This window comes from Stenotrophomonas sp. ZAC14D2_NAIMI4_7 (assembly GCF_003086675.1).
Taxonomy (GTDB): domain Bacteria; phylum Pseudomonadota; class Gammaproteobacteria; order Xanthomonadales; family Xanthomonadaceae; genus Stenotrophomonas.
Map to the genome: position 1 here is coordinate 3,872,768 of NZ_CP025995.1, position 19,346 is coordinate 3,892,113.

The 19,346-nt window shown below is 65.5% G+C and carries 13 protein-coding genes and 1 pseudogene; 1 reads left to right on the forward strand and 13 read right to left on the reverse strand.

Annotated elements, in window-relative coordinates; translation table 11 throughout:
* Nucleotides 1-30: 30 nt before the first annotated feature.
* Nucleotides 31-675 carry a hypothetical protein gene (locus C1922_RS17655; RefSeq protein ID WP_108750963.1) on the forward strand — a complete coding sequence of 215 codons (645 nt, stop codon included), beginning with the start codon at nt 31-33 and terminating at the stop codon, nt 673-675.
* Between the two features lie 46 nt (nt 676-721).
* Here C1922_RS17655 and C1922_RS17660 read toward each other — a convergent pair whose 3' ends face one another.
* The 13 genes and pseudogenes from C1922_RS17660 to recG form a co-directional block, all read right to left on the reverse strand.
* A complete protein-coding gene (locus tag C1922_RS17660) occupies nt 722-1,525 on the reverse strand; it encodes a hypothetical protein (RefSeq protein ID WP_108750964.1) in 804 nt (267 codons plus the stop codon).
* Between the two features lie 3 nt (nt 1,526-1,528).
* Complete coding sequence (locus C1922_RS17665; protein ID WP_108750965.1) at nt 1,529-6,073, reverse strand: ESPR-type extended signal peptide-containing protein; 4,545 nt, start codon at nt 6,071-6,073, stop codon at nt 1,529-1,531.
* A gap of 68 nt (nt 6,074-6,141) precedes the next feature.
* Nucleotides 6,142-6,843, reverse strand: a complete 702-nt coding sequence (locus C1922_RS17670; protein WP_108750966.1) for a pilus assembly protein — start codon at nt 6,841-6,843, stop codon at nt 6,142-6,144.
* A 16-nt stretch (nt 6,844-6,859) separates the two neighbouring features.
* Nucleotides 6,860-7,102, reverse strand: a complete 243-nt coding sequence (locus C1922_RS20785) for a CfaE/CblD family pilus tip adhesin (RefSeq protein WP_325051575.1) — start codon at nt 7,100-7,102, stop codon at nt 6,860-6,862.
* Nucleotides 7,080-7,970 (reverse strand): annotated as a pseudogene (locus tag C1922_RS20835) (CfaE/CblD family pilus tip adhesin); the annotation flags it as partial. The pseudogene C1922_RS20835 and the gene C1922_RS20785, both read right to left, overlap by 23 nt.
* Nucleotides 7,971-7,993: 23 nt before the next feature.
* Nucleotides 7,994-10,723, reverse strand: a complete 2,730-nt coding sequence (locus C1922_RS17680) for a TcfC E-set like domain-containing protein (protein WP_108750967.1) — start codon at nt 10,721-10,723, stop codon at nt 7,994-7,996.
* 57 nt (nt 10,724-10,780) lie between these two features.
* On the reverse strand, nt 10,781-11,287 hold the full coding sequence (locus tag C1922_RS17685; protein ID WP_108750968.1) for a CS1 type fimbrial major subunit: 507 nt from the start codon (nt 11,285-11,287) through the stop codon (nt 10,781-10,783).
* Between the two features lie 439 nt (nt 11,288-11,726).
* Nucleotides 11,727-12,794 carry a hypothetical protein gene (locus C1922_RS17690; protein ID WP_108750969.1) on the reverse strand — a complete coding sequence of 356 codons (1,068 nt, stop codon included), beginning with the start codon at nt 12,792-12,794 and terminating at the stop codon, nt 11,727-11,729.
* A 249-nt stretch (nt 12,795-13,043) separates the two neighbouring features.
* Complete coding sequence (locus C1922_RS17695; RefSeq protein ID WP_108750970.1) at nt 13,044-13,409, reverse strand: NirD/YgiW/YdeI family stress tolerance protein; 366 nt, start codon at nt 13,407-13,409, stop codon at nt 13,044-13,046.
* A 189-nt stretch (nt 13,410-13,598) separates the two neighbouring features.
* Nucleotides 13,599-14,876, reverse strand: coding sequence for a citrate synthase (locus tag C1922_RS17700; protein WP_108750971.1), 1,278 nt, complete (start codon nt 14,874-14,876; stop codon nt 13,599-13,601).
* A 296-nt stretch (nt 14,877-15,172) separates the two neighbouring features.
* Nucleotides 15,173-15,415 (reverse strand): type B 50S ribosomal protein L31, encoded by a 243-nt coding sequence (locus tag C1922_RS17705; protein WP_079223041.1) that lies wholly within the window; start codon nt 15,413-15,415, stop codon nt 15,173-15,175.
* A gap of 88 nt (nt 15,416-15,503) precedes the next feature.
* Entirely contained in the window at nt 15,504-16,442 is a 939-nt protein-coding gene (locus C1922_RS17710; RefSeq protein WP_108750972.1) for a nucleoside hydrolase, read from the reverse strand.
* A gap of 792 nt (nt 16,443-17,234) precedes the next feature.
* The gene (recG, locus tag C1922_RS17715) at nt 17,235-19,346 is read right to left on the reverse strand and encodes an ATP-dependent DNA helicase RecG (RefSeq protein WP_108750973.1); all 2,112 of its coding nucleotides are present in this window, start codon (nt 19,344-19,346) and stop codon (nt 17,235-17,237) included.

A 19,346-nucleotide genomic window follows, 5' to 3' on the forward strand; every position in this document is an offset into this window, starting at 1 on the left:
CTGTACCCAGGTCGCAACAGGAGTCATCGCATGCATCGCGCACGCCAGCATGCTGCCAGCCAGACCCGCGAGCGCCGCCATCGCCTCGCCCACGAAGCCGCCCGCCTGATGGCCGAAGGCGGTATCCGCGACTACCACCAGGCCAAGTTGAAGGCCGCCAGCCGGCTCGGCATCCACGACGACGCCTCCCTGCCCCGCAATTCCGAGATTGAACACGCCCTGCGCGAGCACCAGCGGCTGTTTGCCGGGCCCCAGCACAGCACCCAACTGCAGCGCCGCCGCGAAGCTGCGCTCAATGCACTGGATTTCCTGCACGGCTTTGCCCCGCGCCTGATCGGCCCCGTGCTGGACGGCACCGCCGATGGCAACAGCCCCGTGCAGCTGCACCTGCACAGCGACGATGCCGAGGCCGTGCACCGCTTCCTGGACGAACACCGCATTCCCGCCGAATCGCGCACGCGTCGCCTGCGGCTGGACCGCGAGCGCAGCCTGGACGTGCCGGTATGGGTGTTCAGCGCCGAGGAACTGACCTTCGACCTGGCCGTGCTCCCCTACGACGCCCTGCGCCAGGCGCCGCTTTCCCCGGTGGATGAAAAGCCGATGCGGCGTGCTTCAGCCGCGCAGGTGCGGCAGCTGCTGGCCGAAGACGAGGCCAGCAGCTACTTCAGCGGGTGAGGCAGCGCCGGACCTGATCGGCGCCGCCTTCACCCACGGCTCGCTTCTACCACCGGCTGGGCGGCTGCTGGTCGCGAAGCACCACCCGCGCCAGCAGCGGCCATGGCTCCCGCGCCCGGGCCTGCAGCATCATGTTGCCGTGCATGCGGCGCAGGTCATGCAGTATCCACAGGTGTGCGTCCACATCATCGAAACTGTCCGCCCAGCCGTGGGCCAGTCGAGCACGCTCTCCCTCCAGCGCAGGCACCACGTGCTCGGGAAGCTCCAGCACGGGCTGCAACGCCTGCTGTACCTGCAGGCTGCGTTCGCCGGCCTCATGCAGGGTCTGAACGTACTCACGCACCACCTCGCAGGGATACGGCGCGCATACTCCGGTCATGCCGATGTAGTCGGCAATGTCGGCCAGCATGTCCGACTGCAGCTGCAGCGCCGCCGGGACCTGAAGCGCCTGCCGCACCCGGATGGCCCGCTCCGCACCGGCCACGATGCGCGCGTGGGTGGTGAATGGGGTGAGGCCACGACCGTCGGCATAGCGCACTGCCCCCATCCGCCGATACGCCTCGAAAGACAGCGCTTCCATGCGCACCTGCGCCGCCTGCGGATGGATGCGTGGCACCGTGGGATTAAGCGCGCGCCACTGCACCCAGCACATGGTGGCCAGGCACAGCCCCATGAACGCGATGAGGAGCGTGGTCTTGTTGACGTAGCGCCAGTAATAGTGGAATTTCGCACGCCACGCGTAATATCGCCGGTAGCTGATGAAGCGGCTCACGTAACGATAGTTGCGCATTTCCTGTTCCAGCAGGCTGTAACGCCGGCCAGGTCCGGGCTTCTGCTTGTCAGTACTCATGATTCACCAGCCGATGCCCACACCCACGCCCATGCTGCGTTCACCGCTGTTGGTGAACGCACCATTGAGGCTGAAGGTGGCCGAGCCCTTGTCGTTGAGTACGCGCTGGTAGCCCACCGCCATCGCCGATTCGCCCTCGGCATAGCCCACGCCCGCGCCGAGGCGGTTGTAGGTGGCCAGGCCGGCGGTGTTCATCGCCATCGCGCTCTGCGCACTGTTCATCGCCGCCATGCGGTTGAAGCGCTTGTCCATCTTTTCCAGGCGACGCTCGATGCCGGCGGTGGCCTGGTCGGTGTACTGGTTGGCGCGCTCCAGCATCTGCTCCAGGTCGCGGGTGCTGACCTGCGGTGCGGGCGACTCGGCCGCTGCGGGCTTGCCACCGTCGGCACTGGCGATCTTGCCGGTGGGGGTATCGCCTGCGGATGCGGGCGTGCCCGAGGCCTTGCTGCCCTGCTCGTCCGGCGTGACCGGCGCGGTGGGTTCGGCAGGTGCATCGGCACTGGCCATCATTCGCCCCTGTGCCTGCGGCTGATCATCGATGCGCTGCTCGATGCCGTCGATGCGGCCGTCCAGGCGCTGCTGCATGGCGTGCAGCTGACCACCGTTGACGGCATCGCGGCTACCGGCAGCGATCATGCCGTTGGCAACGTTGCCCAGGACCATGCCGTTGGCGCCGGCCAGGTTGAGCTGGGGGAGGCCGTCGCTGCGGGTGGAGGGGGTGTTCTGGAAGACGGAGCGGAGTTGGTGTTCGATGGTGTTTACGCGGGAGGCGTTGGTGGTTACGGCGCCGTCGAGTGACTGCAGGGCAGCGTCGAGCGTGGACTGGGTGCCGCCTTGCACGTTGAAGTGAGGGCCGATGATGTTGCCGTTGGTGTCGACATCACCGCCCAGTGTTGCAAGGGCGCCGCGGAGCTGACCAACGGTGGCGGCGTCGGTGGCCGATTTGCCATTAGCTACATTGACGAGACGGCGCGTGGAGTATCTATTCCCAAAGGAGACTACGTTCGCCTCGTTCGCTACTGAGTAAGTGCCGATAGCAACTGATGACGTTGCGCCATCCAGTATTCTGCTGTATGCGCCGATCGCGACGCCCTCCTGCTCCGAAACCCTGGAGGCAACCCCCAATGCGAAGCCTTCATTTGCATGCTCTTCAACGAAAGACGCTCGGCCAAGCGCAACGGAATTGCGGCCCCTGGCATTGGCAAATGCGCCCAAAGCAGTACCCCCTTCACCACCCACGGTAGCAACTGATGAGTCGCCGATGGCTACACCAAACATACCTGCTTGCGCTGGCTTGTTTTCACCGTCGTGACCAATGGAGATGAATGCAGAATCGCTTTCCAGTTGATGGATCCGAGCATTTGTGGCAAACAGCTGACCACCGTTGACCGCATCTGAGCTTTCAATCGAACTGATGTCACCAGCACTCACCCCTGTCAAACGTGCGCCACCATAGTCAATAACGCTGGAATCAACTGAAGCAGATGCGGAAGCCGCTGGCCGCCGCTCATCCCACAGCAAATCCAGATCGGACCGGTTGCGGTCGATCTGCTCCTGCGCCGCGTGAAGCTGATCACCATTGACCGCATCACGACTGCCAGCCGCGATGCGGCCGTTCGCAACATTTGTCAGCACCATTCCGTTGGCACCAGCAAATACCAGCTGATTCGATCCATTGCCCAGTGGGCCATAACCCTCCTGGAACAACGCGCGGTACTTGTCTTCCACGTTCTCAATGCGGGCATCGCTTCTGATCACAGCCCCGTCCAGAGCAGTGAGTGCGTCACCCACCGTGTTGTGGACAGTGCCTTGTATCCGATAATTGGGGGCGATGACGTAACCATTGGAGTCAATCCCCGCTCCGCCTCCGAGCAGTTCGGCGTTATCCCTCAGTTGTGAAACCGTCGCAGCGTCGCTGCCATCCTTTCCTCGGCTGACGTTAACCAAGCGCCTCTCCAGATTTTCGTTTCCCAACGACACCGTATTTGTCTCTACGGCCACAGAGAAATTCCCCAAGGCAACGGCTCCGTCTGCACCAGCACTCACCATACTGAACGCACCAACGCCGACACCGTCCTTTGAGTAGACGTTTGCACCGGTACCAAGCGCAAAGCCGTTCTTGCTCATTGCATCCACAAACGAGCCGCGGCCCAGTGCCACTGATCCACTTGCACGGGCCCTCGCAAAACTCCCGATCGCAGTAGCACCGTCCGCATCGATTGATGCCTCGGCAGATTCACCGATTGCGACGCCTTGCTGCCCCGCTTTGGCTTCCACGCTTTCATCGTTGGAATCCACCGCAAGGAAACGAGCACCTGCCTCGACCATCGAAATGCGGTGATTAGTAGCAAACAACTGCCCACCATTCACCGCATCCGTACTGGCAGCCGAACTGATATCCCCGGCCGCAACACCTTCCAACCTCGCGCCTTCCAGGTCCACATAACTCCGGTCATCACTGAACTTCACCACCCCTTCCAGATCCGGATCGAAGTTGTCCACATCCTCCCGCAGCCTGTCCAAATCACTGCGGTTGTCACCGATGCGACCATCCTGTGCGAGCAACTTCTGTGCGTGCCCCTTCAGCTGGCTGGCGTTTCCCTCTACCAACGTATTGGTGGCAAACAACTGCTGGCCGGTCACGGCGTCGGTGCTGCCAGCGCTGAGTACGCCGTTGGCAATGTTGTAGATGCGTCGCTTCACTCCAGTCTTGTTGGCCACATCCAGCTCGGTGCCGGTGTTCTGCGCACCCAAGCGAACATTGCCGCTGGCCGAGGTCTGGCCCACCAGCCCCTCCAGCGCTGTTGCCTTGCGCAGTGCGCTGTCGGCGACGGTGCGTGCTCCCGTGGCGGTCGTCTGCGCTGCGGTGGCGGTGTTCTGCGCGGCAGTGACGTTGCTGTTGGTCGCCGTCAACTGGCGACCACTGACCGCGTCTGTGCTCGTGCTGCTTAGCGTGGCGTCTGCTACACCGCTGATCTTGCGGCTGGCGTTGCTCTTGTTGCGCACGTCCAGCACGGTGCCGGTGTTCTCGGCGCCGAGGCGCACGTTGCCGGAAGCAGCGGTCTGACCGACCAGGCCGGACAGTATGTTGGCTTTCGCCAACGCCGAATCCGCGGTGGTACGGGCTGTGGTGACCGCTTGATTGGTGGTGTGCAGCTGATTGCCGGTAACGGCCTCATTGCTGCCGGCGCCCACCGCGCCATCGGCAAGGTTTACGATCTTGCGCTTAATGGACGCGCTGCCCACCGAGACCTGATTGGCAGCGCTGGTCTGTGACCCGTTGCCAAGCGCCACACTGCCACTGTGCTGCGCCAGTGCACGATCGCCAACGGCGACGGCGCTGGTCTGCGTGGCTTGGGAAAGATTGCCAACTGCGGTCGAGAAACTGCCAGATGCCACTGACTCGCGACCCAAGGCGGTTGCTTGGCCCGCAATGGCTTGCGCGCGGTAGCCGAGCGCCGTCGTATGCGTTCCATCGGCCTTCGCCATATTGCCCATGGCAGCGGCACCACCACCAACGGCGCTGGCCAATGCACCGGCCGCCAGCGCGCCGCTACCGGAGGCCGCAGCCTTGTTGTTGCCCGTCATGGCCGTGCCGGAAGCCACCGCGTAGGTAGCCGCGTCCAGGCGCGTATTGGTGGCATGCAACTGCTTGCCGGTCACGGCGTCGGTGCTCGTTGCAGACAGCCGAGCATCGGCCAGGTTGATGACACGGCGCTTGATGCTGCTGCTGCCGACGGACACGGCATTGGCTTCCGTTGCCTGGGAGTTCGTCCCCAACGCCACCGCGCCAACCGCTGCCGCCTTGGAACCATAGCCCAATGACAGGCCGTCGTACTCGGCGCGCGCATTTCCGCCCAACGCGGTCGCACCGGTATAGCCCGACGTGCCTGCGTAGGCGTCGCCTCCGATGGCAATGCGCGAGTTTCCCGAGCCGTAGTAGCTACTGGATCCACTGCCAATGGAGATCGAATTGAGCGTGTAGGACTTCGCGTTGTTTCCCAGTGCAACCGAACCCACACCCGCAGCGAGCGTACTGCCGCCGACGGCGGTCGCGTAGCCGTTGGGCGTAGCGGCGCTGAAGCCGATGGCTACGTTGTGCTCCCCGTGAGCTCCAATGTTGTTGCCGAATGCCACCGACGTGGAACCGGTAATCCAGGAACGCGACCCTACTACCAGAAGATTGTCACCCGTGAGGATCGAGTTCTTGTAATTCGTGTCGCTCACCAATGCAAACTGGCTGTAGGTAGCTGTAATCGGAATCACCAACCCAGGCAGTCCACTGGGCATGCCCTCGAATCTCGCAGCGGCACTACCGAACACAGTCTGCGACGTCCTGTTCGCGGTGTCGGAAGATTCCTCTCCGGCTGCATCTACATCAATGGATTCGACGTCAGCTGCAACTGCCAATCCTGGCAGCGACAGCACCGCCACCAACATGGGCGCGGTTACGCTGCGGGACGCCTTGCCCCGCGCCGGGCTCAGTTCACTGGCAACGACCCAGCAGCGCCGGGCCGTGGACCAGATACGGCGATAGATATGATTCATCGTGAATCTCCTTAACATCAGAAGGAAAGAAAACCCACCCGCGCCCTATGCGCGGTGGGCGCTGGAAATCAAAGGGAAATGCTGTGCACGTGCTCGCGGTAGCCGTCGTTGGTCAGGCGGTAGCGCAGCTGCAAGGTGTGGCCGGGTACGGGCTGAAAGGGCAGATCAACGGCGGTGCCGGGATACAGGCTGCTGCGTAGTTCGTGCGCGGTGCACGCACCACTGGCAGTGCAGTCGGCCACGCTGGTCAGACCCACGCGCAGCGTGCCGGTGTTGTGCACCGTGGCGTCGCGCAGATCCAGGTTCACCACGCCGTCGGCGGGCACTACGTTCACCAGCGCGCCCCACACCAGGCTGACACCCACATTGGCGCGCGCGCCATCCACCGCAATATCCAACGGACGATCATCCGGCCCGCGCACGCCTTCGAAGTACACGCGGTAGGCCTGTTCCTCCTGCACCGGCTGCAGCGGAATGACGCGGATCAGGCGGTTGCCACCGCCACTGAGCGCGAACTTGCCCGGGGTGATGGCGATGGCGGCTTCACTCGGATCCAGCTCCACCTCGCGCTCATCTGCCGCGGCCGGGTTGACGATGCGGCGCATCGCCACCTGCACATACTGGGCGCGGGTGGATTGCGAGTACACGCGGATCTGCGTGCCTTTTTCCGGGCCGACCGCAGACCGCATGGGATGCACGGTCAGATTGGCCGAGGCCGGGGTGGCCAGCAGCAGCGACAAGGGAATGAAGTAACGGGTACGGAGGTTCATCAGGTTGCCTCGCAACTCAAGGGCGGGAGGTGGGCAGGCGTAGCTCAACCTGGAGCTCGCCTTCGTAGTGGCCATGGCGTTTGCTGCTCGCATCGAATGACGGTGTCTCCAGCGTCAACGGGGTGGGCACGCAGAACACTGGCTGGGTCATGCCAGGCAGCACCACCAGCCGCAGCTTTGGCGGTGTCGATGCCGCGCAGTTCCTGTTCGACGCCGTTGCCCATGCGCACCTTGCGGCCGTCATGGTCGAGGCTGACATTGAGGTCGACGCGATCCCGGTCTGTGTTGGCGCCGTCCTGGTGCCAGACCGAGAATCCGCTGGGCCCTGGCGGGCGCGGATCGCGATTGCGTACCGTCACGCCGAGGAACTCGCTCTGCGAGCCCAGGCCGTCATACAGGCACATATCCAGCACGGTGCTGCCGCCAATGCTGGGCGGGCGGCTGATCGGGTTGTATTGCAGGTTCAGATCGACCAGCGGGGCTGAGAAGTCGAACAGCGGGAAGTAGATCGCAACGTTGTTGTGATCGGTGATGGTGAGGTCGAAGGTGAAGGTGTAGGTGGCGAGAATGGGCCCGGCCGGATCAGCGCGCAGGTTGAGAACCAGTTCGGCGTCCCAGTGGCCAGCAACCAACTTCGCAAGCTGTTCCGAGCCAACGCTTACGTCGAGACCTGTTCCAGTAGTTGGGTCCCCGGCGCAACGCTCATGCGAACTCGTCCACAGAGGTCGCTCGACGCCCATCCAATAATCCGGACCGCACGCCTGAGTTTTCAACAAACGTGTCAATGAGCCTGAAGCATCTATCGTTGTGCGATAGCCTGATCTCCGCTCCACGAAACGCAGTGAAATGGGCGCTTTGCCGCTCGATGAATTGTCGGCGCCTTCAGTTGGGCAGGCACCCTTGGACGGATCTGATCCAGACAGGCAGGTCAGGTGCAGCCTTCCATACTGCAGAGACTCATCCATGCTGTACCCCAACACCGTTCGCGGCGCCCAAAGCACCACATCCCCAGGTGGGGAAGATCGGTCAAACGTTGCGGTGATCCTCTGGTGGTCACTGCTTGGGTGCGTCTCCGGCGGCCGCTGCGCCGAAGCACGCGGCACCACCACCAGCGCCCCCACCAACATCACCACCCAAACCCACAAGCGCTTCACTTCGTCTCTCCCACAGCAGCAGTCTGCGGCGTGGCCGCGATCAAGGCGTTTTCCTGCAGCAGTCGCTGCACGCGTGCCTGTTGGCGGATGGCCGGCGGCAGCTGGGCCACGGCAAGCGGCTCGCACTGCACTGTTCCCACCAGCAGCACCACGCTGCGGCGCTCGCGCACCTGCAGCGGGCACTGCAGCAGCTGCTCGTTGCGCAGCAGGTAGAGCGTGGTTTCGCGGCGCGGGAAGTCGGCCACGAAGCCGCCGCTGGGGCCGACGGCGGGCACCGGTGCATTGAGGATGCGGGCGCCCCCCACGGGTATGCCGGCGATGTCACGCGCGTTGCCGATGAAGGTGTAGGTCACCTCCAGTGGCACCGGCATGCGCGCCACCTTGCCCGGCGCCAGGAACAACGGCTGCGCGCCACCACCGCTGCCCACGCGTACGGCGGCCTGGCCATCGTGTACGGTGGCGTCCTGCACTTCGGCGCGATGCACCTGGTAGGCCGCCAGGGGCAGCAGGCGGCGTTCGCCGATGCGCAGGCGCTGGCGGCGCAGGCCACCCACCTGCAGTTCAGCGGCCACGCCGGTCAGGTCAAGATCGTCGGTATCGGCCACCTGCACAGCCAGGCCGGCATCGGCGCCGGATTGGCCGCCCCAGAACAGGCCATTGGCAGTGAGCGCCAGGCCGGAGGTGTGGCTGGCGCTGTAGGACAGCTGGTTGCCATTGCGCTGCTGGTACCAGCTGGCTGCGCCGCTGGTCTGGCCGTGCGCGCCCTGCAGCTGGCCGCTGATGCCGGCGCTGTAGCGATCCTGGTTGTTGCCGCGCAGGTCCAGCGAGAGCTCGCGTGCACCGCCGATGCCATCGCGTCGATAGGTCTGGCCGGCGTTGTACTGCACATCCGGGCGCGCATGCTGCGGCTGCCGCACATCCAGCGCGTAGCGGTGCTGGTGGCTGTTGCCACCGCGCACCTGCAGGCGTGACAGGGTGAAGCTGAGGAACACGCCACGGTCGCGCGGAGTCACGCTGCTGCCTTCGTTGCGCTGCTGCCACACGCCCGCGCGCAGGCCCAGGTTGAAATCGCGCCAGCGCTGGCTGCGGCTGTAGCTGGCCTGCAGCGCGCGGCTCAGATACGCCGGGCGCAGCTCGGGAATGAAGCCGGGCGGCGGCAACACGCCGGGCAGCGCCTGCCAGCGGTCGTCGTCACTGCCGGGCAGCACCCAGCTGGGGCGATAGGTCTGGCGCCGCGTGTAGCCCATATAGACATTGCCGCCGGCCAGCGGCAGCGCCACCGACACGCTCAGCGCGTCCACACAGCCGATACGCTCAAGGCTGGGCGTCGTGCGCTGGCAGGCGGCGCCACGCAGGCGTTGGTGGTACACGTTCCATGATGCCCAGCGCCGGTACGACAGCTGGCTCTGCACGCCATGGCTGCCATCGCTGCCGCGCAGCACGCTGGCACTGCCGCGGTATTCCTGGGTACGGAACTGGCGGCGCGCGTCCACGCGCAGCTCGCCGTAGCTGGCACTGCTCATGTCGGCCACGCCGACGGTCATCGCCAGGTCGCGCGCGAACGGGATGCGGATGCCGGCCTGCGCGGCCATCTCGCCGTTGAAACCATCGTCGCGGCGCTCATGGCGGCGGCCGGCCTGCAGGAACCACTGCACGCTGGTATCGGTCCAGTCGCCGCCCTTGTTGAAGGGCGCGTCTTCGCTGCGCACCAGCACGCCATCCTCGTAGATGCGCAGGGTGACGGTATAGCTGCCGAACGGAAAACGGCGGGTATCGAGCTGGTTCACGCCCGCCTCCAGGTAGAAGGTCTGCAGCAGGCGGTCGCCATCGAAGGCGTCCACCCGCGCATTGCGGGCCAGCAGCACGGTGACCGGCAGCGCATCGACGGCACCGTCCGGGTCCAGGTAGGCCTGGGTGGTGCCCAAGCGCAGGCCCTGGAAGCGGTCCAGCGGCAGCATGCTGAAACCGAAGGTGCCGCCCTGCGGGCTGGCCAGGTTGCGGCGGTCCATGCGCCCGGCCTGCAGGTAGTGCTGCTGGCCCAGGTCGTTGCGGTAATAGGCGCTGTCGATCTGGAACTGATCGCGCGTGTGCTGGTGTCGTTGCTGCTGCCGGCTGTAGTTCCATTCCACGCCCACGTGGCCGTCGCTGAGCACGCCCAGCGTGCCGGTGCCCTGCGCCGCCAGCGCCTGGTAACCGTCGCCGCCGCTGACGTTGAGCACGTGCTGGTGGATGAACGCGTTCTGCGCGTTGGCGGTGACCGTGCGGAAGCGGTGCGCGGCCGGGTCATCCACCGGCAGCCACTGCGGTGCGAAGAACAGCACGATGGCGCCCTGCCCTTCGTCGTAGATCGCGCGTACGCCATCGGGTTCTTCCGGCGGCGGCAGGTAGCCGCAACCGGTGCTCTCCTGGCCATGACGGCAGGCGCGGTGGCTGTTGCGTGGCAGCGGTTGCGACAACGCGGGCAGCAACGCGGCCTGCGCTTCAGGGCTGAGATCCAGTGCCTGCAGTGCCTCGGCCGGCGCCTGCAGCTGCACCGTATCCAGGGTGACCAGCACGGGCGACAACCCCGCCGAGCGACCCGGCAGGCGGATATCAAGCTGTTCCAGCTGGCCTTCCACCAGATCTTCAAAGCCTGGCGGAACGTTGCGGGCGACAACGGCGGGCGCCGCCAACGCCAGGGCGAGCGCCACCGCCAGCCGGGTGACGGCGGGTGCGGAATTCTTCATAGGGGGGCGTGCCTGAAACCGGTCGGCCCGGGCAGGGCCGACCGAGGGGGAGGTGCGTTACGGCTTCTGGTTCAGCACGATGTTGATCACGCCTTCGTAGTAACCCTTGGCGGTGATCGGCGCCTGCGTGGCCTGCGCCACGCGCAGCGGCATTTCAATCGAGGCACCCGGGATGTTCGAGCCCGGGAACAGATCGGTGGCCAGGAACTCGGCCGTGGTGGTGGTCAGCGCACGGTTGTTCAGGGAGACGCTGAGCGGAACGTTGGCCGTGCCCGGTGCGCCGGCGGTGGCCACCAGTTCAGCGGCGTGGCCCAGGCGGACTTCCACGTCGGCATCGACGTCGTTGCTGAAGATGCGCACGCTCTCGGTGAACGGGGTCAGGCCGCTGATCGGGTTGTGGCTCATTTCTGCCGCGTCGGTCAACGGCGTGCCGTCGGACTTCAGCAGGGCCAGCGACGGATCCACGTTGGCGCGCAGGGTGATGTTGGCTTCGATGGCGTGCGCGGACAGCGATGCGGTGGCCAGCGCTGCAGCGAGCGCGGCCTTCTTCAGGAGGATATTCATCGGGTTGTCTCTCTCGGACAGTAACAGGAAGAAGCTCCCCTCCCGGAGGAAGGAGGGTGGGAGGGGAGCATCGCTACGCCGGAGGTAGGCGGCGGCGACGGAGAGAATGGTAGGAAGCCCTACCCCCGCTGACCATTCAACGATTCCTAAAGGTCTCGTTGTTAAGGAGTTTTGGCGATGACGATCAAGATTTGAGAGAGATACAACTTTTCGCTGTTTGTTTTGCAATTAACCTCATTGCACAAGAAGAAACATCCACGCACGGCACTGCCCTGCGCTACCCGAAACACATCAGGCCGCCTTTCGGCGGCCTGATGCTGGCTTACTCGACAACGTGGTGTCAGAAGAAAATCGCGTACAGGATCAACAACGGAATCGGCACGCCCAACAGCCAAAGCAGAATCATTTTCATGGCAGGTCTCCTTGCATGGAATGCGGGTTACAGGTCGCGGCGGCGGCCGCCCCAGGTGGCGCTGAGGCTGGCGAAGAACGCGCCGATCAGCAGGGTGATGAACAGCCACAGTGCGGCATAGGCGGTCGCCTTGCGGGCATCATCGGCGGCCTGCTTGGCGGTGTTCTTGGCCTTTTCCAGCGCTGCGCGCATGCGCGTCTGCACATCGGTGACGCGGGCCTGTGCCTCGGCCGGGCTCATCCCGGTTTCGCGAGCGATCAGCTGCGACAGGTACTGGGTGTCCGCCGGATCCAGGCCATCGCCCTGCAGGCTGTTGACGATGATCCGGTTCACTTCGGCGCGAACTTCGCGACGGTCACCCATCGGGCCATGGCCCGGCATCGGGCGCGGCGGCGGCGCCATGCGCGCATCACGCGGGCCGGCACTGGCGGCCGGCGGCGGCGCGGTCGGGTCCATCGGCGCAGCATCTGGTGCCGGCGGTGCAGCCGCAGCCTCGGGGCCCGGGCTGGTGGCGTTGCGGAACAGCGAATCGACCCAGTAATTGAGGTCGCCTTCCGGCGCAGCAGCCGCCGCGCTGCCAGCACCTGCAGCGGCGACGCCTGCGGTGGATACGGCGGCACCTGCAGTAGCACCTGCGACCTTGGCACCGGCACCCAGCACGCCCCCGATGGCCGAAGTCAGCAGGCCCGCGGAGAGCAACGTGGCCACGGCCCACGACACGAAGCCGTGCGCGGTATCGCGGAAGTAGGTTTCATCGCCGTGGATCTGCGTCCACCTGGTGCGCAGGCGACCGGCGAGGTAGCCACCGAGGCCCGAAGCAGCCAGCGCGGTGAAGGTGAGCCAGGCGATGCTGGACCAGCCGAAGGTTTCCTTGCTGACGCCTTCGAACGACCACGGCGACACCGAGGACAGGCCCAGGCCCACGCCAAGGATCAGCAGGATGAGGGACAGCGCAGCGGCGGCCGCGGCACCGGCGAAGATCGCAGCCCACGACACCGCGCTCTCGCTGGCGGGGGCAACGATGGGGGCGGTGACGACGGTTGCGATATCGCTGCCGAGCGGGCCGCGCTCGGGTGGATCGAATCGGGTACTCATGGGTGGACGCTCCGTATCAGTGCTGCGGGTGCAGCTGGCGTCCTGAGGCTGCGCGAGCGGTTGTGAAGCTGGTGAGACCCTTGAATCACGCGGCCTTGGCACAGTGATGGTGCGGTCAACAGCGTGCCAACCAAGGTTGGCAACTACCAACAGCGGGCCCTTGTAGCGCCCCACCTTGGTTGGCACCGGCCAGGCGCGCGCAGAAAAAACGCCCCGCGGATGCGGGGCGTTCTCGGCCACGTTGCAGATTCAGCGTGCGCCGACGATACGGACGATCTCGACGTCGATGTCGGTCGGCTTGAAGCGGTGCGTGTCCACTTCACCGTGCAGTTCGACCAGAGTGTCGGCACCAATGGCCTGGTGGTTGGGCAGGTCGTCATCGTCGATCTCGACTTCAATTTCGCCGCTGGCGTCCTTGAAGCGGTAGCGTTCGTGCCCGACCTTGGCGATCAGTTTGCCTTGCAGCACAACAGGCTGGTCGTCGCGCTGGCTGCGGGCCTCGGCAACCGTGGTAACGGCGCTGGTGGCGCCCGGGCCGGTGTACTGGGCCTGCGCGGGAGCGATGGCAGCAACCAGCGGGGCGGCGATCAGGGCGATCGTGAGCAGATGCTTCATGGGGAGCTCCTGGGGGTAAATGGGATGTCCTATGACGCAATCAGCTTGTACCGCGGCAACCGTGATGCCCATGCAATTTGTCCGAAAACGCGTGAAAACCGTGTTCCGCCGCCATGCATGGCCCGACGCGCGAGCAAAAAAAAACGCCCCGCGGATGCGGGGCGCCTTCAGCACAACTACGCCGGGCGGTCAGCCCTGGTAGTCGCGCACGTCGCTGCCGGTGTAGACCTGGCGCGGACGGCCGATCTTCATTTCCGGGTCGACCTGCTGTTCCAGCCAATGCGACACCCAGCCGGAGGTACGGCCCAGGGCGAACATGACGGTGAACATTTCGGTCGGGATCTGCAGCGCCTTGTAGATGATGCCGCTGTAGAAATCGACGTTCGGGTACAGCTTGCGGGCGACGAAGTACTCGTCCTGCAGCGCGGCCTGTTCCAGCTTCACGGCCACGTCCAGCAGCGGATCCTGCACGCCCAGCTGCTTCAGCACCTTGCCGGTCATCTCACCGATGACCTTGGCGCGCGGGTCGAAGTTCTTGTACACGCGGTGGCCGAAGCCCATCAGGCGGAAGCCGGAGGTCTTGTCCTTGGCCTTGACCACGGCGGACTCGACGTTGTCGGCGGTGCCGATCTCTTCCAGCATCTTCAGCACGGCTTCGTTGGCACCGCCGTGGGCCGGACCCCACAGCGCGGTGACGCCAGCGGCGACCGACGCGTACGGGTTGGCACCGGTCGAACCGACCAGGCGCACGGTCGAGGTCGAGGCGTTCTGCTCGTGGTCGGCGTGCAGGATGAACAGCAGGTCCAGCGCCTTGACCACGTCCGGGTTCAGATCGTACTGGCCGTCAGCCGACTCGAAGGTCTGCTTCAGGAAGCGGCTGACGTAATCCAGCGAGGTGTCCGGCTTGTTGGCCGGCAGGCCCTTGCCGTGGCGGTAGATCAGCGCCGACAGGGTCGGCACCTTGGCGATCAGGCGCACGGCGGCCTGGCGGCGCTGTTCGGCGTCGGACAGGTCCAGCGAAGCGTGATAGATGCCCGACAGCTGCGCGATGGCGGCGGTCAGGATGGCCATCGGATGGGCATCCTTGGCGAAGCTGCCGATCAGGGTATTGATCGAGTCATCGACGTTGGCTTCGGCAGCCAGCTCGTCGGTGAAGGCCTTCAGCTGCTCGGCGCTCGGGCGCTCGCCGTTGATCAGCAGGTAGGCCACTTCGACGTAGCTCGACTTTTCCGACAGCTGTTCGATCGGGTAGCCGCGGTACAGCAGCACGCCCTTGTCGCCATCGATGTAGGTGATGGCGGACTTGCAGCTGGCGGTGGCGGTGAAGCCGGAATCGTAGGTGAAATACCCCGTTTCCTTGGTCAGCTTCGCAATGTCGACGCAGTCGTTGCCAAGGGTGGGTTTGATGACGGGCAGAACGACCGACTTGTCGCCGGCGTTGAGCGTGACCTGATCAAGATCGGACACTGTGTGCGCTCCTTCATGGGAAGGCGCCTGCCCAAGCGCATTGGTCAGGCACGTGAATGACGTCCTCGGCCTGTGCCGGGGATCAGGTCATTATCGCACAGCAGCATTTGTCGGGTGCTAGACGGAAGTCGTAGACGACGGGCAGGGGCAACCCTGCCGGCAAGCGGCCTTGATGGGCAAAGACACCATCCCCTGAACGGTCTGTTCCGCCATTCCAAACGCCCGTTGGGTGGGCGCCGGACAAAAACAAACGGCCGCGCAAAGCGCGGCCGTCGGTTCGAAGCTGGATCGACGGATCAGCGCGCGTAGCGCTTCTGGAACTTGTCGATACGGCCCGAGGTGTCGATCACCTTGTGCTTGCCCGTGTAGAACGGGTGCGAAGCCGAGGAAATTTCGACCTTGACCAGCGGGTATTCATTACCGTCGGTCCAGGTGGTGGTTTCCTTGGTCGCCATGGTGGAGCGGGTCAGGATCTTGAAATCGGAAGTGACGTCTTCGAAGACGACGTCGCGGTAGTTCGGATGGATATCGGCCTTCATGGGCTCACACCGTAAATGGGCTGGTGGTCAAGAGCGGCATTATAAGCACCGGTTGCCGCTCGGGGCAACCGGTGCGTGGGCCTTGACCTCAGACCGCGCCCAAGGCCTGGCGTACCAGAGCCTCGAAACGGGCCTGGTCGTAGGCCATCAGCAGATCGCAGTTGTCGGGCTGGCCTGTCTGGCGGTTCCAGTCGACGATGGTGGCGCCGCGGCTGAACGTGCCGTTCAGTTCCACGTTCAGCGGACGCGATTCCACCTGCAGCTGCCCTTCCGGGTTCAGCGCCCAGGCCATGGCCACCGCGTCGGCGGTGTACCAGCGGCCGCCCTTGGCGTCTTCGGACAGGGCGCGGGTCTTGCGCGAAATCAGCTCGTAGAAGCGCGCGCGGTCGGAATCAGCCTGCAGCCACTGCTCGGCCTGCTCCAGCGGCAGGCCGTGGGCAACGGTGGCTTCCCAGTCCGACACCAGCAGGTGCTTGAACGAGGTGAACACCACGTGCGCCGCTTCCGGGTCGAAGGCGATGTTGAATTCGGCCGCCGGGGTGATGTTGCCGTGGCGGGTGACCGCGCCGCCCATCACCACGATGCGCTTGATGCGCTGGGGCAGGGTCGGGTCCAGCTTCAGCGCCAGCGCGAGGTTGGTCAGCGGGCCGAGCATGACCAGCATCAGCTCGCCGGCGTACTGATGCGACAGGCGCAGGATGGCCAGCGCGGCGTGTTCGGCCTCGGCCTGGCGGCTCGGCGGCGGCAGGTCGACATCGCCATAACCGTCGCGGCCGTGCACGTGGGCAGCGTCCATCGAGGGGTGGATCAGCGGATCGGGGCTGCCAGCGAACACCGGCACGTCGGTGCGGCCGACGATGTCGCAGAGCTTGAGGGCGTTGCGGACGGTGTAGTCGAGGCCGACATTGCCGGCGGCGATGGTCAGGGCGACCACGTCGTGCCGTTCATCGGCGAAGGCCATCAGCAGGGCCAGGGCGTCGTCCACACCGGGGTCGGTGTCGATCAACAGCGGGATCTTGTGGGTCATCGTTGCCGTCTTCAGATCGGCAACGAAGTGTGGACCGGGTTGATGACCGTTGCAAGTATGGGGGTGGGGGTGTCTGGCAGGGCTGCGCCCTGCCCCCCTGTAGAGTCGAGCCATGCTCGACTGAAGCAACGTCAAAAGCCTGCATTCCGTGGGATGGCGGGATGGGCCCGGTTGCGGGGGACGCCGTCTGTCGGAACGGCAGTGGGGTCGGATCCCGTTGCCTTGCAACGGGCTCCGACCCCGTTCTGAAGCCATTCGATGTGTCGCAAATGCCTGCTTTGAAATGGATGTCGTGCGCTTGCACGGAATTCGAGGTTTCAATCTTTCCTCATTGAGGCGGCAGGGTCTTCGTGGAAAACATGGGGCGCCATCGACAATGGATGGCAGGCGTCCAATGCCGTTTGACTACCTTGTTGTTTACGCTTGCCTGCCGGCGTTGCGCGCTCATTCCCGTGTGGCGTCCGGCAGGCAATCCGTCCGTGCGCCGTATGGCGGGTGGTGCGTGGGGGCCTCGTGTCCGCCGGCGTTTGCGAGATGGTCACCGCTATTGGAACCACGCACCGCCTGCCACCGACCCAATGATCCACGCCCCGGGTCGATGGGCTTTTTGTAGAGTCGAGCCCTGCTCGACTCACGCCCGCCACGCAAACGGCAGCCAAGCATGGCTTGGCTCTACAACGCCGCCGGGCATGGCCCGGCGCTACCGGGTAGATCCACGCCATGCGTGGATGGGCATCGTGGGCCATGGGGTCAGAGCCCTTTGCCGCGCGAAGGGATCTGACCCCATGGCCCTTATGCCGAGGCGTAGCGCACTGCGGTGCCGATCCAACGGTTGACCAGGCGGTCGGCCAGCGCCGGCTGCTGGGCCAGCAGGCGTTCGGCCAGGTCGTGTACGCCCGGCAGCAGGCCGGCGTCGCGGGCCAGGTCGGCAATGCGGAAACCGGCCAGGCCGGTCTGCCGGGTACCCAGCAGCTCGCCGGGGCCGCGCAGTTCCAGGTCCTTTTCGGCGATGACGAAGCCATCGTTGGTTTCGCGCATGGTCTGCAGGCGCTCGCGCGCCATCTGCGAAAGTGGTGCCTGGTACAGCAGCACGCAGCGCGATACCGCCGAACCACGCCCCACCCGACCGCGCAGCTGGTGCAGCTGGGCCAGGCCGAGCCGCTCGGCGTTCTCGATCACCATCAACGAGGCATTGGGTACGTCCACGCCCACTTCGATGACCGTTGTAGCCACCAGCAGATCGATCTCGCCGGCCTTGAACGCAACCATCGTGGCCAGCTTTTCCGCAGCCTTCAGGCGGCCATGCACCAGGCCCACGCGCACGCCGGGCAGCAGCGCCTGCAGCGATTCGTAGGTGGCCTGCGCCGGCGTGGCATCCAGCTCTTCGCTTTCCTCGATGAGCGTGCAGACCCAGTACACCTGGCGCCCTTCCTGGCAGGCCAGCGCGATGCGCTCGATCAGTTCGGGGCGGCGATCGTTGTTCAGCGCCACGGTCTGCACGGGGGTGCGGCCGGGCGGTAGTTCGTCGATGGCCGAGACATCCAGGTCCGCGTATTCGGACATCGCCAGCGTGCGCGGAATGGGCGTGGCGGTCATCACCAGCTGGTGCGGCACGCTGTGTGCGCCAGCACCCTTGTCACGCAGGGCCAGCCGCTGGTGCACGCCGAAGCGGTGCTGCTCATCGACGATGGCCAGGGCCAGGTCCTGGAACACCACTGCTTCCTGCATCAGTGCGTGGGTACCGACCACTACCTGCGCCTCGCCGTTGGCCACCTGCTCGATCACCTTGGCGCGTGCCTTGCCGGTGACCTTGCCGGCCAGCCAGCAGACGCGCACGCCCAGCGGTTCAAGCCAGCCACGCAGATTGTTGAGGTGCTGTTCGGCCAGCAGCTCGGTGGGCGCGGCCAGGGCGACCTGCTTGCCCTGCTCCACCGCCAGCATGGCGGCCAGCGCGGCCACCACGGTTTTGCCAGAGCCGACGTCGCCCTGCACCAGCCGCAGCATCGGGCTGGGCCGCGCCAGGTCTTCGCGGATCTGCTTGAACACCCGTGCCTGCGCGCCGGTCAGGGCGAACGGCAATTGCTTCAGCAGGGCCTTGGCCAGCTTGCCCGGGCCTGCCAGCGGCGGCGCGTGGTGGGCCTGCAGGGCAATGCGCTGGCGGCGCAGGCTGAGATGGTGGGCCAGCAGTTCTTCCATCGCCAGCCGGCGCTGGGCCGGGTGGGTGCCAGCGGCCAGCGCGGCCAGGTCGGCATCCGGCGGCGGCCGGTGCACGGTCAGCAGCGCACTGCGCAGCGAGGGCAGCCCCAGGCCATCCAGCCAGCCAGTGGGCAGCAACTCCAGCGTGTCTTCCTCGGGAAGGCGGTCCAGGGCCTGGCCGATCAGCTTGCGCATCGTCATCGGCCCCACGCCTTCCACGGTGGGATAGACCGGGTCCAGACGATCGCCCAGATCCGGATCGTCATGGCGGCCCAGCACCTGGTAGCTGGGGTGGACGATTTCCAGGCCCAGGTGGCCTGGCTTGGGCGTGCCGAAGCAGCGCAGCCGGTTGCCCACCGCGAACTGGCCCACCTGCTGCTGGCGGAAGTGGAAGAAGCGCAGCACCAGCGTGCCGCGGCCTTCATCTTCGACCGCCACCTTCAGCATGGGCCGGTGGCGCATGCCACGTTCGACCGCCACCACGCGCACGTCCACCTGCGCCGGCACGCCGTTGCGCAGGTCTTCGATCAGGGTCAGGCGGGTACGGTCTTCATAGCGCAGTGGCAGGTGCAGCCACAGATCCTGCAGAGTGGCCAGGCCACGCGCCTGCAGTTTGGCGGCCACGGCCGGGCCCACGCCGGCCAGCATCGCCAGGGATGCTTCGCCGGACGGTGACAGTACCGGGGTGACCGCCGCCTTGCGTGCCAC

Excerpts from the sequence above, each read along its gene's own strand:
- C1922_RS17655 (WP_108750963.1), top strand. The coding sequence starts at position 31 with ATGCATCGCGCACGCCAGCATGCTGCCAGCCAGACCCGCGAGCGCCGC.
- C1922_RS17660 (WP_108750964.1), bottom strand. The coding sequence starts at position 1,525 with ATGAGTACTGACAAGCAGAAGCCCGGACCTGGCCGGCGTTACAGCCTG.
- C1922_RS17665 (WP_108750965.1), bottom strand. The coding sequence starts at position 6,073 with ATGAATCATATCTATCGCCGTATCTGGTCCACGGCCCGGCGCTGCTGG.
- C1922_RS17670 (WP_108750966.1), bottom strand. The coding sequence starts at position 6,843 with ATGAACCTCCGTACCCGTTACTTCATTCCCTTGTCGCTGCTGCTGGCC.
- C1922_RS20785 (WP_325051575.1), bottom strand. The coding sequence starts at position 7,102 with ATGTCAGCCTCGACCATGACGGCCGCAAGGTGCGCATGGGCAACGGCG.
- C1922_RS17680 (WP_108750967.1), bottom strand. The coding sequence starts at position 10,723 with ATGAAGAATTCCGCACCCGCCGTCACCCGGCTGGCGGTGGCGCTCGCC.
- C1922_RS17685 (WP_108750968.1), bottom strand. The coding sequence starts at position 11,287 with ATGAATATCCTCCTGAAGAAGGCCGCGCTCGCTGCAGCGCTGGCCACC.
- C1922_RS17690 (WP_108750969.1), bottom strand. The coding sequence starts at position 12,794 with ATGAGTACCCGATTCGATCCACCCGAGCGCGGCCCGCTCGGCAGCGAT.
- C1922_RS17695 (WP_108750970.1), bottom strand. The coding sequence starts at position 13,409 with ATGAAGCATCTGCTCACGATCGCCCTGATCGCCGCCCCGCTGGTTGCT.
- C1922_RS17705 (WP_079223041.1), bottom strand. The coding sequence starts at position 15,415 with ATGAAGGCCGATATCCATCCGAACTACCGCGACGTCGTCTTCGAAGAC.
- C1922_RS17710 (WP_108750972.1), bottom strand. The coding sequence starts at position 16,442 with ATGACCCACAAGATCCCGCTGTTGATCGACACCGACCCCGGTGTGGAC.